Source organism: Chromobacterium sp. (assembly GCF_041912965.1).
GTDB classification, from domain to species: domain Bacteria; phylum Pseudomonadota; class Gammaproteobacteria; order Burkholderiales; family Chromobacteriaceae; genus Chromobacterium; species Chromobacterium aquaticum.
In genome coordinates, this window is the sequence record NZ_JAYSGF010000062.1 from 1 (window position 1) to 15565 (window position 15565).

The window sequence follows — 15565 nt, forward strand, 5'->3', positions numbered from 1 at the left end:
AAACCCCCGGGTTTTTGGCCCCCCGGGGTGGGCCCCCCCCGGGCGCGCCTGCGTACACACCGCGGCCCCGCGGGGGGCCGCCTGTGGATGGCCCCGGCGCCGCCGCGCGCCCAGCTTAGGCAGTAAACGCATCCAGGCTCCGCAGCGTGGCCTCGAACGGCGAATGCTCGTCCAGCGGCTGGCGCAGCCATTGCCGCAATGTCTCGCGCGCGTTCATCGCCCGGTCGTTGTCGGCGTTCTCGCCGGGGCGGTATTCGCCCAGGTCGATGAACACCTGCAATTCCTCCAGCCGCGCCAGCAGCGCGCGCAGCGCCGAGGCCGCCTGCAGATGACCTCCGCCGCAGACCTGGCCGGCCACGCGGCTGGCGCTCTTGAGCACGTCGATGGCCGGGTAGTGGCCCTGGCCGGCCAGCTTGCGGCTCAGATAGATGTGGCCGTCCAGGATGGAGCGGATCTCGTCGGCCATCGGGTCCGGCTCGTCGTCGCTTTCCAGCAGCACGGTGTAGAAGGCGGTGATGCTGCCGCCGTGGGTGGCGCCGGGGCGTTCCAGCAAGCGCGGCAGGCTGTCGAACACCGAGGCCGGATAGCCGCGCCGCGCCGGCGGTTCGCCGGCGGCCAGCGCCACGTCGCGCAGCGCGCGGGCGTAACGGGTCATGGAATCGACGAACAGCACCACTTTCTTGCCCTGGTCGCGGAAGTACTCCGCCACCGTGGTGGCCAGCAGCGCCGCGTTGCAGCGGTCCACCGAGGAGAAGTCCGAGGTGGCGAACACCAGCGCACAGCGTTCGCGCTTGGGCGAGGCGCGCAGCGCCTCGGCGAATTCGGTCACTTCGCGGCCGCGCTCGCCGATCAGGCCGACGACGAAGACATCGGCGTCGCTCTGCTCGATCAGCATGTGCATCAGCATGGTCTTGCCGCAGCCGGCGGAGGCGAAGATGCCGACGCGCTGGCCGACGCCGCAGGTCAGCAGGCCGTCGATGGCGCGCACGCCGGTGGCCAGCGGCTCGCGGATGCCGACGCGCCGCGAATACGGCGGCGGATCGGCGTCGATGCCGCGCTCCTCGCCGCCGACGCCGGCCTCGGGCGCGAAGCGCTCGACGATGCGGCCGGACGGGTCCAGCACCGCGCCCAGCGCCGATTCGCCTATCCAGGCGGCCAGCGCGCGGCCGGTGGGCTGCAGCAGCGCCTCGCGTGACAGGCCGCGCGCATTGCCAATCAGGCTGAGCACCGCGCGCTCGCCCTGGAAGCCCACCACTTGGGCGCGGGCCACCACTTCGCGGTCCTGCCAGCTGCGGCGGATGTCGCACAGCTCGCCTATCGCCACCTCGGGCAGCGCGGCTTCCAGGATGGGGCCGGACAGGCGTTGCGGATAAGCCAGCCGGCGCAGCAGGCGCGGCGCCCTCATCGCAGCAGCGACTCGCTGAAGCGCTCCAGCGCGTCGAAGTAGCCGTTCAAGGCCTCGGAGAAGCGCTTGCCGTCGGCCAGACAGTCCGGATGCACCATCGCCTTCAGTTCCAGGTAGCCGTCATTGGCGGCCAACTGCAGCTGGCCGCCGCGGGTGAAATGGCAGCCTTGCATCAGCTCGCGCAGCAGTTCGGCGGCGCGCTGGGCCAGCACCGCCTCGTTGTGCTCGGCCAGCCGCGACCACAGCCACACTTCGCCGTCCTGGGCGCTGACGTGGATGCTGGGCAGGTCGTGCAGATCCAGCGCGATGGTGGAATGGCTGTCCAAGTCGCCCAGCAGGGCGGGATCGCAGCCGCTCTCTTCCAGCGCGGCGCGTACCAATTGGGCGATATCCATGGCGAACATAGGCGGAATCCTTTTTTAAATGGTTTTGATCACGTTCACCGACACGCTGTCGGCGATTTCGCCGAAGGACACCACTTCCAGATCGCGGAAGCGGGTTTCGACCAGTTTCTTGATGAAGCGCCGCACGTCCACCGAGGCCAGCAGCACCAGGTCCTTGTGCGCGATGCCCAGGCCGTCCAGGCCGAGCGCGAACAGGTCCATCAATTCGTCGGAAGCCGCCGGCTCCAGATTGAGGAAGGCGCCGGCCGAGGTCTGGCGTATGCCCTTGCGCACCATGTCCTCCACCTCGGCGGACATCATCACCGCGCGCAATTCGCCGCCGCTGGCGAACTTGTGGCAGATGTAGCGCGCCAGCGCGCCGCGCACGTGTTCCACCAGATTGATCACGTCCTTCTCGCGCGGCGCCCACAGCGCCAGCGCCTCCATCACCAGCTTCATATTGCGCACCGAGATGCGCTCGGCCAGCAGCCGCTGCAGCACTTCGGCGATGCGCTGCACCGTGGCGTGGCGCAGCACTTCCTTGAGCAGATCCGGGTATTTGGCTTCCAGCTGGTCCAGCATGTGCTTGGTTTCCTGGACGCCGAAGTATTCGTTGACGTGGCGCGCCAGCAGCGCGGCCAGGCAGTGATAGAGCTCGTCCAGCGCCGGGCGCAGCTGGTAGCCCAGCTTGGCCAGCTTGTCGCCGTCGGCCGGGCGCACCCAGGCGCACTGGCTGGCGCCCTGGGCGCTGAACACCGGCTGCACGCCCAGCGCGGCGGCTTCGTCGGAGTAATTGACCACCCGCAGCAGGTCGAAATGCAGTTCGAACTCGTCGGCGCGGATCTCGTTGATCAACACCGCCACCCGGTTGTCGGCCAGGCCTTCGCCGTCGCGCAGCAGCATGTCCGGCAGCCGCACCCCGTAATCGATGAAGAACTGGCTGCGCAGGCGCTCGGCCAGTTGCGCCTGCTCCAGCGCCGCGCGGCGCGCCTTGGGCACCAGCAGGATCAAGGGCACGGTTTCCGCCGCCACCTTGTCCAGATTGCCGATCAGGCCCAGCGAGCTGTCCTTGCCGCCGGCCGCGGCCGCGCCGGAGCCTTCAGCCTTCGGCGCCTGGGCCGCGCCCGGCGCGCCCTTGCCGGCCATGCGGCGCTTGTAATAGAACAGCCCGGCCAAGGCCGCGGCCAGGATCAGGAACACGATCAGCGGGAAGCCGGGCAGCATGCCCACCGCCAGCGCCAGCACCGCGGTCACCACCAGCACGAACGGGTTGCCCAGCAACTGGCTCATGATGTTGCGGCCCATATTGTCGCTGTCGCCGTTGACGCGGGTGACGATGAAGCCGGCGCTGATGGCGATCAGCAGCGCCGGAATCTGCGCCACCAGGCCGTCGCCGATGGTGAGCATGGTGTAGGTGGACAGCGCGGTGGACAGGTCCATGCCATGCTGGGTCATGCCCACGGCGATGCCGCCGATGAAGTTGACGAAGATGATGATGATGCCGGCGATGGCGTCGCCCTTGATGAACTTCATCGCGCCGTCGAAGGAGCCGTAAAGCTGGCTTTCGCGCTCCAGCACGCTGCGGCGCTCGCGCGCGCCGTCGGCGTCGACGATGCCGGCCTTGAGGTCGGCGTCAATGCTCATCTGCTTGCCGGGCATGCCGTCCAGCGAGAAGCGCGCCGCCACCTCGGCCACCCGTTCCGAACCCTTGGTGATCACGATGAACTGCACCACGGTGACGATGGAGAACACCACGAAGCCCACCGCCAGGCTGTCGCCGATCACGAACTGGCCGAAGGTGTTGATGATCTCGCCGGCGTCGGCCTCGATCAGGATCAGGCGGCTGGTGCTGATGGACAGCGCCAGCCGGAACAGGGTGGTGATCAGCAGCACCGAGGGAAAGGTGGAGAAGCTGAGGATGCGGTCGATGTAGAACGAGCCCATGAACACCAGCACGGCGATCACGATGTTGAGGCCGATCAGGAAGTCCACCAGATAGGTGGGCAGCGGGATGATCAGCATCGCGATGATCATCACCATCAACAGCAGGATCAGCAATTCCGGACGCGAGCGCGCGCCGTTGAGCAGGGAGTTAAACACCGTTAGTCATCCAAAGCGATTCGATAATCTGACAGCGGGCCGCGGCCCGCCGAGAAAAACAGCCAGGCAAGGCGGGGCGCGTCCCCTCGCCTTGCCTGGCGGCTCTTCCTTACTCCGCGCCGCCGCCCTCGGCCTCGCGCCGGCGCTCGGCCAGCTCGTGGCGGTAGGCGATGGCGGCCAGGCGGCGGAACTCCTCCTGCAAGGCGTCCAGCCAGCGTTCATCGACGAACAACTGCGGCGGCAGCGCCTTGCAGGCCTGGAACAAGGCCTGCAGCAGCGAGGAATGCTCGCTGTGGCGGCTGAGCAGCGCGGTGTCGCCCACGGTTTCCGCCAACAGGCCGTCCAGTTGCTGCGGCTGTTGCAGCAGCGACAGCATGAACAGCAGCCAGTCCGCCTCATTGGGGTTGAACGCGCACACCAGCGGGTTGGCCAGCATGCGGCCGACGAAGAGCGCGTCGGCCGAGCGCAGCAGCTTGAGCTGGCCCAGCCGGCCCAGCAGATTGCCGAACTCCAGCCGCGAACAGCTGGCGTCCAGCGAATCGATGTCGGCCAGCAACGCGCCCTCGATGAAATCCAGCACCACCGCCCGGCGCTGGTAGCCGTAGCTGCCCACCCAGTCGGCGTAGATCTCCGCTTCCGCCGCCTCGCTCTCCAGGAATTGGCGATAGCTGGCGCGCAGCAGGCCGGGGCTCAGCGACAGCGCCTTGCCGAACAGCCGCGCCTTGAGCGCGCAATTGATGCCGGCCTTCAAGGGCTTGGGCTCGGCCTGCTCTTCCACCTGCTTGAGCAGCGCCTGCAAGCGCTTGCGCACCACCTCGTCCAGCTGGCGGCGGCGCAATAGCTCGCGCAGCACCAGCACCAGATCGCTGTCGTCCGGGAACAGGGAACGCGCCTGGCGCAGCAGCTCCTCGGCGCTGACACCGTGGGACTTGGCCACGTGCACGATTTGCTGCGCCTTGGGCTGGGCTTCCTCGTCCAGCACCCGTTCGAAGCTGTCGGCCAGATGGCCCAGCTTCTTGTCGTAATCGCGGCGGTTGCGGAACTGGGTCAGCGCCGCCGACATTTCATCGGTGGACTGGGCGAAGCGCTGCACCTCGGCCGCCGGGCTGGCGTCCTCCAGCTGCTGCGCGTCGGCCTGCTGGGCCTCGCCCTGGCGCTGGGCGTCGCGCTGGGCGTCCAGCTTGGCCTGGTGCTTGGGCGAGCGCACGCCGAAGACCGGCGGCGGACGGCTGCTAATGTCCACGCGCCGCTTCCTTGGCCGCGCCGTCGGCGCGCTGCTCGCGGTCCAGGTAATCGCGCACCCATTGCTGCAGCGGGTCGCTGTCTATGCCGCCCTGCTTGGCCACCGCCGCCGCCAGATCGCTGGCGTCCGGCGTCAGCGGATCATCGATCTCGCGCGGCTGGATCAGGAACACGCGCACGGTATTGCTCTGGTTCTGGCTGCGGTAGCGGAACAGGCCGCCCACCAGCGGCAGGCTGCCCAAGAACGGCACCTTGTTGTTCTGCTCGATATTGGCGTCGCGGGTATAGCCGCCTATCAGCAGGCTCTTGCCCTGCGGCACCCGCGCCACGGTGCTGATGCGGGTGCGGCCCACCTCGGGCAGCGCGTCCTGCGGGTCCTTGTCGTAATCCGGGCTCTTGGCTTCGCGGCCGTCCTCGATGTTCAGCGACATCTCGATCTGACCGTCGGCGGAAAAGCGCGGCAGCACGCTGACCAGGGTGCCGTAGGTCACGTGCTGCAGGCTGGAATTGCGCTCGCCCACCAGCTTGGCGTAGAAGGTGCGGTTGTTGTCGAAGATGGCCGGCACGTTTTCCTGGGTCAGCACCACCGGGCGCGACACCACATTGGCCTTGTTCTTCTGCGACAGCGCCATCACCGAGGCGATGAAGCGGGTGCCGTCCAGGGTGCTGAGGGAGGAGGTCTGGTTCAGCGTCACGCCCAGCTTGTTGCCCACGGTGGCGCTGCCGCTCCAGTTGATGCCCAGCTGGTCCAGGTCGCCCTTGTCCAGGTCTATGATCCACAGCGACAGCTCGACGTGGCGCTTGGCCACGTCGAGCGCCTGCGCCAGGTTCTCGATGAAGCGCACCTGCTCGGTGGTGCCCTTGACCAGCAGGCTATTGGTGTCCGGGTAGGCGATCACCTTGATGTCGCCGGCCGCCGTGTCTTGCTTCAGCGCCTCCGGCAGGCTGAGGCCAGCGTGGTAGGCCGGCGCCTTGAGCTCGCCGCCGGCGGGAAAGTCCGGCATCGCCGGGATATCGCTATTGCGCGCCGGCGGCCGCGCCGGATTGGCGCCGGCGGACTGCAAGGGCTTGTCCTCGCCCTGCAGCAGCTTCTCAATCACCGTGGCCATGCCGGGGATGACGATCTTCTGGTCGCGCAGCTCATAGCTGCGGTCGCTGACAAAGGTATTGTTGAGCCGCACCACGCCTATCTTCTGCCGGCCCAGCTCGATGCCGTCGCTCTGCTTGTCCATGAAGCCGGCGGCGTTGACCACCAGGTCGACGAACACCGGCGGGCCGGACACGTAGAACGTGCCGCTGCGGTTGTCGCCGCGCAGCGGATAACGCTTGTCATAAAGGCCGGACTTGCGCAGGAAGTCGTTGAAGGCGGAGAGCGAGACATTGCGCAGCGACACCACCGCGTTGCGGGTTTCGCTGGCGTCGTAGACATAGATGGCCTGGCCGTCGTGATACCAGATCAGGCCCAGCTGCTGGGTCATCTTGTCCAGCAGCGCCTGCGGATTGGCCAGGTCGAAATCGCCGCTGATCTGCTTGCGCGCCGCCTGCTTGCTGACAATCACCGGCTTTTTCAGCCGCGAGGAAATCGCGTCGAAGAAAGAGCGCAGGCCTTCCTTCTTGGCGACGTAGCCGGCATCGGCGGCGCGCGCCGGCTCCGGCGCGGCGGCGGCCGGCATCGCGGCGGCCAGCGCCGCCGCCAGCAGCGCGGCGGATAAAAAGCTTCGATTCATTTCGTGGCCAGTTGAATGATGTTGGACAGACCGCGCGGCGACACGCCGATCAGCCCCTTGATCTCGTTGGAAAAATGCGATGACGAGGCATAGCCGTGCTTGAGCGCCACCTGGGTCAGGTTTTCCCGCCCCTCCGCCACATCCAGCAGCGAGCGGGCCATGCGCCAGTCGCGCAGCTCGGTCTTGGCCGCATTGCCCAGCGCGTGGCGGCACAGCCGGCGGAAATGGGAATAGGACACGCCGTAGCGCTCGCCCAGCTCCTGCAACTTGTCGCCACGGCTGGACTGGGCCAGCAGGAAGCGCACCAGCCAATAGCTCTCGCTGCGGCGCAATAGCGTCAGCAGCGCGGCGAAGGCCGGCGACGGCGCCAGCACCTGCAGCAAGAACCAGTACTCGCAGCGCTTGCGGTCCTGCCAGGTCGTTAGATCGGCCTGCTCCAGCCGCGCGCAGCGCGCCTCCGCAGCGTCCGCCTCGCGGGCCTCGTCGGTCTTGGATTCGTCGACGAAGGCCAGCAATTTGCTCAAGGGCTCCAGCCGCAGCGGCTGAAAAGCCAGCGTGCCGGACAGCACGCACACCTCCACGCGGTCCAGCAGCAGCAAGCCTTGCCAGTCCGGCGCCAGGGCCAGCGTCTCGCCGCCCTCTTCCCAGCTCAGTTCCAGCCGCGACTCTTCCCGGCGCGGCGGCAGCAGCCAGACTTCCTGGGCCGGCACGCTGCGCTTGGCTGCGGCCTCCAAAGTCTCCAGCGGGTGCAACACATCGTTATCGGTCATCGGTCAAACGCCCTGCCGGGCTCATGCTTGGACCGGGAAAGTGTCCCCCAGCGCCGCGACCGAATCCTGATGCAAATCTGATGGGACCCCGAGTTTTCACCGTGCGGCCTCCAGGCATAAAGGACAGGCTCGCCACTGCGGCGCCGGCGCGACAAAACGCGCCGCGCGCGCCGTCGCCGCGTCCAGCCGGCGGTTTGAGCGCCGCGATTATCCCTTTTTGCGCCATGGGCAACTTTCAACTATCGACCATGGCGCCGGTTTTTCGCCATCAGTAATAACGCTCAGCAAAGTTACGCAGCCGCCGCCGGCCCGGCCGTCGTGCTATAGGCAGAGATAGGCACAGAAATGCCAAATGAATGATCAAAACCAAAAATGCCGTGATGCCGAATGGAGATAATGCGATGGCCCAGTTGACCCCTACCCTGCGCCGGGGAGCGGCGCTATTGCTGCTGCTGAGCCTGGCCGGCTGCCGTGACGATCAGCCCAAGCCCGGCACCGTGCTGGACGAAGCCAAGCAGGCCCAGCGCACGGTGGAATCCTTTACCGCCGCCGACGAGAACTACTTCAAGGACATGGACGGCGGGGTGGCGCTGAGCACCCCCGAGGTCATGGGCCGCAACACCTGGCTGGTGTGGACCGGCGGCAACGACAGGCTGTGGGACAAGCTGGCCACCGTCAGCGTCGGCAACCTGGACCTGCTCAAGACCCTGTCCTCCCATCCCGGCCTCAAGTTCAGCCGCGACAACCGCTGGAACTACCTGGGCCTGGTCAACGAACCCTGTTTCGACAAGGCCGCCGGCCCGGACGACAAGCGCTTCGGCCTGTGGCTGGACCAGCGCCGCGCCGATTGCGCGAAAGACCCGTTCGAGAATGAGAAGAGATACCCCGGCGTCGTCATCGGCGCGCGCGGCAAGAACCTGCCCGTCGGCTCCTTCTACGGCTACGCCACCGGCGTGGTGGGCCTGCGCCTGTTCCCCAACCCGGCCTTCGACGAAGCCGCCGCCAAGAAATGGGACGCCAAGCGCTATTACGAAGACCCCAGCTACTACAACGACAAGGACCTGATCCGCCCCTACCGCGTGGGCATGTCTTGTGCGTTCTGCCATGTCGGCCCCAATCCGGTGAAACCGCCGGCGGACCCGGAACACCCGAAATGGGAAAACCTCAGCTCCAATGTCGGCGCCCAGTATTTCTGGGTGGATCGCATCTTCTCCTGGCAGGCCGACCCCAGCAGCTTCCCCTTCCAGCTATTCCACACCTCGCGGCCCGGCGCGCTGGACACCTCGCTGGTATCCACCGACTCGATCAACAACCCGCGCACCATGAACGCGGTGTACGGCTTGCAGGCGCGGCTGGACATCGCCAAGCGCTGGGGCAAGGAAACCCTGGCCGGCGGCAATCTCGACAACAAGCAGTTCAACGACTTCGTCAAGACCGGCCCGCTGACCCAATACTTCCAAGCGCCCAACACCGTGTGGACGCCGCGGGTGCTGAAGGATGGCTCGGACTCGGTGGGCGCGCTGGGCGCGCTGAACCGCGTGTATCTGAACATCGGCCTGTTCAGCGAGGAATGGCTGCTGCACTTCAACCCGCTGGTGGGCGGCAAGACCATCACCCCGATCCAGATCGCCGACGCGCGCAAGAACTCGGTGTACTGGCAATCCACCGAGCAGCAGACGGTGAACATGGCGCTGTTCTTCCTGAAGAGCACCGACCCACACAAGCTGAAGGACGCGCCCGGCGGCGAGCAATACCTGAGCCACGACACCGCCCAGCTCAGCCGCGGCAAGGTGGTGTTCGCGGAAAACTGCGCGCGCTGCCACTCCAGCAAGCTGCCGCCCAAGGTGTCGCCGCTGGACCCCACCGCCGGCTGCGCCGGCCCGGACTACCTGGCCTGCTTCAAGAAATACTGGGACTGGACCAAGACCGAGGACTTCAAATCGCAGATGCGCCAGATCGTCCAGGCCGACGACTTCCTGAAGGACAACTACCTGTCCACCGAGCTGCGCGTGCCGGTGACCCTGCTGCAGACCAATGCCTGCAGCCCGCTGGCCACCAATGCGCTCAAGGGCAATATCTGGGACAACTTCTCGTCCAAGACCTATAAGGACCTGCCCTCGGTCGGCAGCATCACCGTGCACAACCCCTTCACCGGCGAGCCCTGGCAGTACAAGATGCCGGCCGGCGGCCGCGGCTACACCCGCCCGGCCTCGCTGATCAGCGTCTGGTCCACCGCGCCCCTCCTGCTCAACAACAGCCTGGGCAAGTTCAACCCCAGCCCGTCGGTGGCGGCGCGCATGGAGTCCTTCGACAACTCCATCCAGCAACTGCTGTGGCCGGAAAAACGCGAGAAGGACAAAGTGCTGGGCGACAAAGTGCCCGGCGTGATCGACCGCACCACCGCCCGCAGCTATCTGCGCGTGCCCACCGGCTACCTGCCGGACACCTTGCAAGAGCTGCAAGGCCCGCTGCAGCGCTACCTGCCCTGGCTGTTCGGCAAGGACGGCGTGGAGCTGGGCCCGATCCCGGCCGGCACCCCGGTCAACCTGATCGCCAACCTGCAAGTGACGCTGGACAACCCCTCGCTGGGCGAGCGGCTCAAGCACGACAAGAAACTGCTGGACCTGCTGCTGAAGATCAAGCACGACCTCAAGGCGCTGCCGCCCGGCGCCAGCGACGAAGAGGCGCGCAAGGTGTTCGCCAACCTGGTCAAGCCGATGCTGGAGCTGAGCACCTGCCCGGACTTCGTGGTCAACCGCGGCCATTACTTCGGCACCGGCTATATGAAGGATGAAGCCGGCCTCAGCGACAGCGACAAATACGCGCTGATCGCCTTCCTGAAAACCTTCTGAAACGAGCGCCATGGACGAATACGAATACATCGTGGTGGGTTCCGGCGCCGGCGGCGGCACGCTGGCGGCGCGGCTGGCCGAGGCCGGGCACCGGGTCTTGCTGCTGGAGGCCGGCGGCGACCCGCGCGCGCTCAAGGGCGGCGACGCCTGGCAGCCCCAGGCCGACCGCCTGCCCGACGATTACGACGTGCCGGTGTTCCACGCGCTGGCATCGGAAAACGAGGCGATGAAGCTGGATTACTTCGTCCGCCATTACGCCGACGACGCCCAGCAGAAGCGCGACCCCAAATACCGCGCACAATGGAACGGCCAGAACGTGGACGGCGTGCTCTACCCGCGCGCCGGCACCCTGGGCGGCTGCACCGCCCACAACGCCATGATCACCGTCTACCCGCACAACGCGGACTGGGACAACATCGCCCGGCTCACCGGCGACGACAGCTGGCGCGCGGACACCATGCGCGGCTATTTCGAGCGGCTGGAAAACTGCCATCACCGCCCGCTCTACCGCTGGCTGGGCCTGCTCGGCGTCAACCCCACCCGCCACGGCTGGCGCGGCTGGCTGCAAACCGAAAAGGCGATACCGGAATCCGCGCTGGGCGACGCCGGCCTGGTGGACACCCTGCTGGTATCGGTGGACAAGGTGTTCCAGGAAGTGGACGTGCCGCACCACAGCTGGCGCTGGCTGCTGCAAGGCCAGGCCGACCCCAACGACTGGCGGCTGGTGCGCGACAACGCCGTCGGCGTCTGCTACCCGCCGCTGGCCACCCGCGACCACCAGCGCAACGGCAGCCGCGAACGGGTGCTGGACGTGGCGGCGCGCCACCCGGAGCGGCTGCGCGTCGAGCTGGACGCGCTGGCCACGCGAGTGCTGTTCGACGATAGCCTGCGCGCCGTCGGCGTGGAATATCTGAAAGGCGCCGGCCTCTACCGCGCCAGCGGCCGGGTCAGCGACGCCGCCGGCGAACGCCGCGAAGCGCGCTGCAGCCGCGAAGTGATCCTGGCCGGCGGCGCCTTCAACAGCCCGCAGCTGCTGATGCTGTCCGGCATCGGCCCGGCCACCCATTTGCAGGAACACGGCATCCTGCCGCGCGTGGACCTGCCCGGCGTCGGCCAGAACCTGCAGGACCGCTACGAAGTGGGCGTGGTCAACCGGATGAACTTCAAGCACTGGGAAGTGCTGAAGGACGCGGAATTCGCGCCCGGCGATCCGCAATACAAGCAATGGGCGGAAGGCCGCAAGGGCGTTTACACCACCAATGGCGCGGTGCTGGCGGTGATCCGCCGCTCGGCGCAGGAACGGCCGCTGCCGGACCTGTTCTGCTTCGCGCTGCTGGGTCTGTTCAAAGGCTATTTCCCCGGCTACTCGCGCCTGTTCCCCGAACACCTGAACTACCTGACCTGGGCCATTCTCAAGGCGCACACCAATAACCGCGCCGGCACGGTCAGGTTGCGCTCCGCCGACCCGCGCGACCCGCCGGACATCAACTTCCACTACTTCGAGGAAGGCAGCGCCGGCGGCGATCAAGACCTGGACTCGGTGGTGGAAGGCATCAAGTTCGTGCGCAGCCTCACCGCCGATCTGAAAAAGCAGAACCTGATCGCGGAAGAAGAACTGCCCGGCGAAGCGGTGCAGAGCGACGATGAACTGCGTCAGTTCGTCCGCGACAACGCCTGGGGCCACCATGCCTCCTGCAGTTGCGCGATCGGCGCGCGCGAAGCCGGCGGCGTGCTGGACAGCCGCTTCCGCGTCCACGGCGTCAGCGGCCTGCGCGTGGTGGACGCCTCGGTGTTTCCGCGCATTCCCGGCTTCTTCATCGTCTCCGCAGTCTACATGATCGCGGAGAAGGCGGCGGATGCGATTTTGGAAGACGCCAAGCGTTGAGGGAGGGCGAGTCACGGTTTTAGCTAGCAATGTGAAGCCACTAGAAAAACGCCAAAAACACTACATATCCGACGCGCCCCGGGTCCCTTCAAGCCTGCCGCCGGGTGGCAGGCCCGAGGTCTTAAGCGGCTGCCTGTTTGAGCGATTTGACGCTAGCAAATCGCGAGTTCAGCCGCGCCTCGGGCCTGACGGGACCCGGCGGGAAGCCGCAGGCCAGGCTTGCAGGGTGGCCTTTAGGAGTGGAGAGGATATTTGGCCAAACAAATATCCTTTCCCTGCCCGCCGGGCAGCCCCGGCAATCAAAATCATCATCCGCGCAGCGGATTCAGGGCCATGAATATCATCAGCCGCCTCGACGAAATGGTTGCCAGTCCAACACCCGCCGACAAAGCCGGACCAACGGAAAGAACCCGATGAGCACCCCGACCCAGCCCTTCTCCCAAGTCAACGCCGACGAACGCGCCGGCCTCGCCGCCGCGCGGGCGGAAGAAGGCGTGGAACGCCCAGGCGGCAGCGAAGCGCCGCAAGCCGGCCTCGCCTTCTCCGGCGGCGGCATCCGCAGCGCCACCTTCAACCTGGGCGTGTTGCAAGCGCTGGCCAGCAGCCGCTGGCTGCGCGAAATCGACTACCTGTCCACCGTCTCCGGCGGCGGCTACCTCGGCGGCTGGCTGTCCGCGCTCAAGCGCCGCGCCGGCAACGCCGGCATGGAACAGACGCTGCGCGACCATCAGGGCCGCCAGCCGGCCATCCAGTTCCTGCGCGACTACAGCAACTACCTGACCCCCAAGACCGGACTGTTCAGCCTGGACACCCTGTCCGCCATCCTCACCTACTGGCGCAACTTCATCCTCAACCAGATCGTGCTGCAAAGCCTGCTGCTGGCGCTGCTGCTGATGCCGCACGCGCTGGTGGGCCTGGCGCGCAGCGCCGCCGCGCTGCCGCTGGCCGGCCCGCTGGCCTTGGTCGTCGCCGCGGCCGCCGCCATCCTGTCCGCGCTGCTGGCGCGCAGCACCACTCGCGACGGCAAGGACGCCGCGCCGCCCGGCGCCGCCAGCCTCAGCGTCGCGCTGCTGCTGGTCTTTTGTTACGCGATGGCGGTGTTCACCCTCCAGCAACTGGACCAGCGCGACGACTTCTGGCGCCAGCTGCCGCTGTGGCGGGTGGCGCTGATCTCCAGCCTGGCCTATGCCGGCTACTGGGCCTTGCTGGCGCGCGGCTTCAGCCAGTTGCGCGGCAACGGCTATCTGCGCAGCGTGCTGTGGGCGCTGCTGGCCGGCCTGCTAGCCGGCTGCAAGCTGTGGGGCTTGCTGCAAGCGCTGGATTATCTGCTGGGCATACGCTCGCCGCTGGCCCAGAGCTGGTATGTGGTAGCCGGCGCCTTCGCCGTGCTGCCGCCGGTGTTCGCTCTCAGCGCCGCGCTGCACATCGGCCTGGTCAAGCGCAGCTTCTCCGACCTGCAACGCGAATGGTGGTCGCGCCTGGGCGGCCTGCTCCTGGCGCTGGACCTGGCGCTGGTGCTGCTGTTCGCGGTGGTAGCGCTGTCGCTGCCGCTGCTGGCGGTGACCGCGGACTGGCTGCGCGCGCTGACGCTGCCGGCCTGGCTGCTAACCACGCTGGCCGCGGTGTGGCAGGGCCAGTCCGCCAAGACCAGCGGCACCCAGAATGCCGGCTGGCGCGATCTGCTCGCCCGCATCGGGCCTTATGTCTTCGTCGCCGGCCTACTGATCCTGCTCAGCGCCGGCCTCAGCTGGCTGCTGGCGGCGCTGGAACTGCGCGCCGACGGCTGGCAGCTGCGCCAACAGCTGTGCGGCTTCCAGGCCTGTAATCTGAGCGACTGGACCACGCTGCACTTCGACGCGTCCGAGCGGCAAGGCATGGGCGGCTGGCTCTATCTGGCGCTGGCGGCGGCCTGCGTCGGGCTGGCGATGTTCGCCTCCTCCCGCTTCGACATCAATCTGTTCTCGCTGCACAACTTCTACCGCAACCGGCTGACGCGCGGCTACCTGGGCGCCAGCGCGCCGCAGCGGGCGGACAAGGTCAACCGCTTCACCGGCTTCAACGCCGGCGACGACCTGCCGCTGGCCGAACTGGCCGGCGCGCCCGCCAGCCCGCCGCAGCGGCCCTATCACCTGATCAACACCGCGCTCAACCTGGTGGCCGGCGACGACCTGGCCTGGCAGCAGCGCAAGGCCGCCTCCTTCACCTTCACCCCGCTGTACTGCGGCTACAAGTTTCCCGACAGCGCGCCGGAAGCCATCGACGCCTTCGCGCCCACCCGCGCCTATATGCACGACGACGCCTCCGGCGCCGAACTGGGGCCGATGCTGGGCTCGCTGATGGCGGTGTCCGGCGCCGCGGTCAGCCCCAATCAGGGCTATCACAGCTCGCCGGCGGTCACCTTCCTGCTGACGGTGTTCAATGTGCGGCTGGGGCGCTGGTGCCCCAATCCGGGCAAGCCCGGCGCGGCGCTGCAGGAGATGTCGCCGCCGCAAGGCTGGGTCTATCTGCTCAAGGAGCTGCTGGGGCAAACCAATGCCCGTTCGGACTTCGTTTATCTCAGCGATGGCGGCCACTTCGAAAACCTGGGCCTGTACGAGCTGGTGCGGCGGGAATGCCGGCTGATCGTGGTCAGCGACGCCGGCCAGGATGAACAGATGACCTTCGAGGACCTGGGCAACGCCATCCGCAAATGCCGCATCGATCTGGGCGCGGAAATCCACATCGACGTGGACGAGATTCGCCGCGATCCAGCCACCGGCTTCAGCCGCTCCCCCTACGCCGTCGGCTATATCCGCTACGCCTCCGGCGCCAATGGCCACCTGCTCTACCTGAAGCCCTGCCTGCAGGGCAAGGGCGCGGAACCGGTGGACGTGCTGCAATACCGGGCCGAGCATCCGGACTTCCCGCACCAGTCCACGCTCAATCAGTGGTTCGACGAATCCCAGTTCGAGAGCTATCGCAAGCTGGGGCTGTGCATAGGCGAACAAGTGGTGGGCAAGCTGGACCGCGACGGCGCGGGCTGGCTGGCGGCGGACAAGGTGTAAACGCCAGCCGCGCAGCCGCCCGCGCCAAACTACTGGGCCACACGCGGCGGCGGCGCGCCCACCAAGGCCTGGCGCGCCAGCGCCATATTGCTGAACCCCGCTTGCCGGTAGCACAGCCGCGCGCAGGTATCGCGGTTGCGCCACGCGCCGGACGCCC

Annotated in this window: 9 protein-coding genes; 3 read left to right on the forward strand and 6 right to left on the reverse strand. The window is 67.3% G+C overall.

What is annotated here, in order from left to right; genetic code table 11:
• Nucleotides 1-115 precede the first annotated feature (115 nt).
• The 6 genes from sctN to invF all read right to left on the reverse strand — a co-directional run bounded on the left by sctN (nucleotide 116) and on the right by invF (nucleotide 7627).
• A complete protein-coding gene (gene sctN / locus ACE3QM_RS21425; RefSeq protein ID WP_374424717.1) occupies nucleotides 116-1405 on the reverse strand; it encodes a type III secretion system ATPase SctN in 1290 nt (429 codons plus the stop codon).
• A complete protein-coding gene (gene spaK / locus ACE3QM_RS21430; protein ID WP_374424719.1) occupies nucleotides 1402-1809 on the reverse strand; it encodes an SPI-1 type III secretion system chaperone SpaK in 408 nt (135 codons plus the stop codon). The genes sctN and spaK overlap by 4 nt, the downstream gene beginning before the upstream one ends.
• Nucleotides 1810-1824: 15 nt before the next feature.
• The gene (locus tag ACE3QM_RS21435; protein ID WP_374424721.1) at nucleotides 1825-3888 is read right to left on the reverse strand and encodes an EscV/YscV/HrcV family type III secretion system export apparatus protein; all 2064 of its coding nucleotides are present in this window, start codon (nucleotides 3886-3888) and stop codon (nucleotides 1825-1827) included.
• 109 nt (nucleotides 3889-3997) lie between these two features.
• Entirely contained in the window at nucleotides 3998-5131 is a 1134-nt protein-coding gene (locus ACE3QM_RS21440; RefSeq protein WP_304413455.1) for a YopN/LcrE/InvE/MxiC type III secretion system gatekeeper, read from the reverse strand.
• On the reverse strand, nucleotides 5121-6857 hold the full coding sequence (gene sctC, locus ACE3QM_RS21445; RefSeq protein WP_374424724.1) for a type III secretion system outer membrane ring subunit SctC: 1737 nt from the start codon (nucleotides 6855-6857) through the stop codon (nucleotides 5121-5123). The genes ACE3QM_RS21440 and sctC overlap by 11 nt, the downstream gene beginning before the upstream one ends.
• Complete coding sequence (gene invF / locus ACE3QM_RS21450) at nucleotides 6854-7627, reverse strand: AraC family transcriptional regulator InvF (protein WP_269326102.1); 774 nt, start codon at nucleotides 7625-7627, stop codon at nucleotides 6854-6856. Before invF ends, sctC begins: the two co-directional genes overlap by 4 nt.
• A gap of 401 nt (nucleotides 7628-8028) precedes the next feature.
• On the opposite strand from invF, the gene ACE3QM_RS21455 reads away from it, so the two are divergent.
• The 3 genes from ACE3QM_RS21455 (at nucleotide 8029) to ACE3QM_RS21465 (ending at nucleotide 15408) form a co-directional block, all read left to right on the forward strand.
• The gene (locus ACE3QM_RS21455) at nucleotides 8029-10479 is read left to right on the forward strand and encodes a hypothetical protein (protein WP_231464705.1); all 2451 of its coding nucleotides are present in this window, start codon (nucleotides 8029-8031) and stop codon (nucleotides 10477-10479) included.
• Nucleotides 10480-10489: 10 nt separating this feature from the next.
• Nucleotides 10490-12364: a GMC family oxidoreductase gene (locus ACE3QM_RS21460; protein WP_374424727.1), complete on the forward strand. Its 1875-nt coding sequence runs from the start codon at nucleotides 10490-10492 to the stop codon at nucleotides 12362-12364.
• Nucleotides 12365-12777: 413 nt separating this feature from the next.
• Nucleotides 12778-15408, forward strand: a complete 2631-nt coding sequence (locus tag ACE3QM_RS21465; RefSeq protein WP_374424729.1) for a hypothetical protein — start codon at nucleotides 12778-12780, stop codon at nucleotides 15406-15408.
• The last annotated feature ends 157 nt before the right edge of the window (nucleotides 15409-15565 follow it).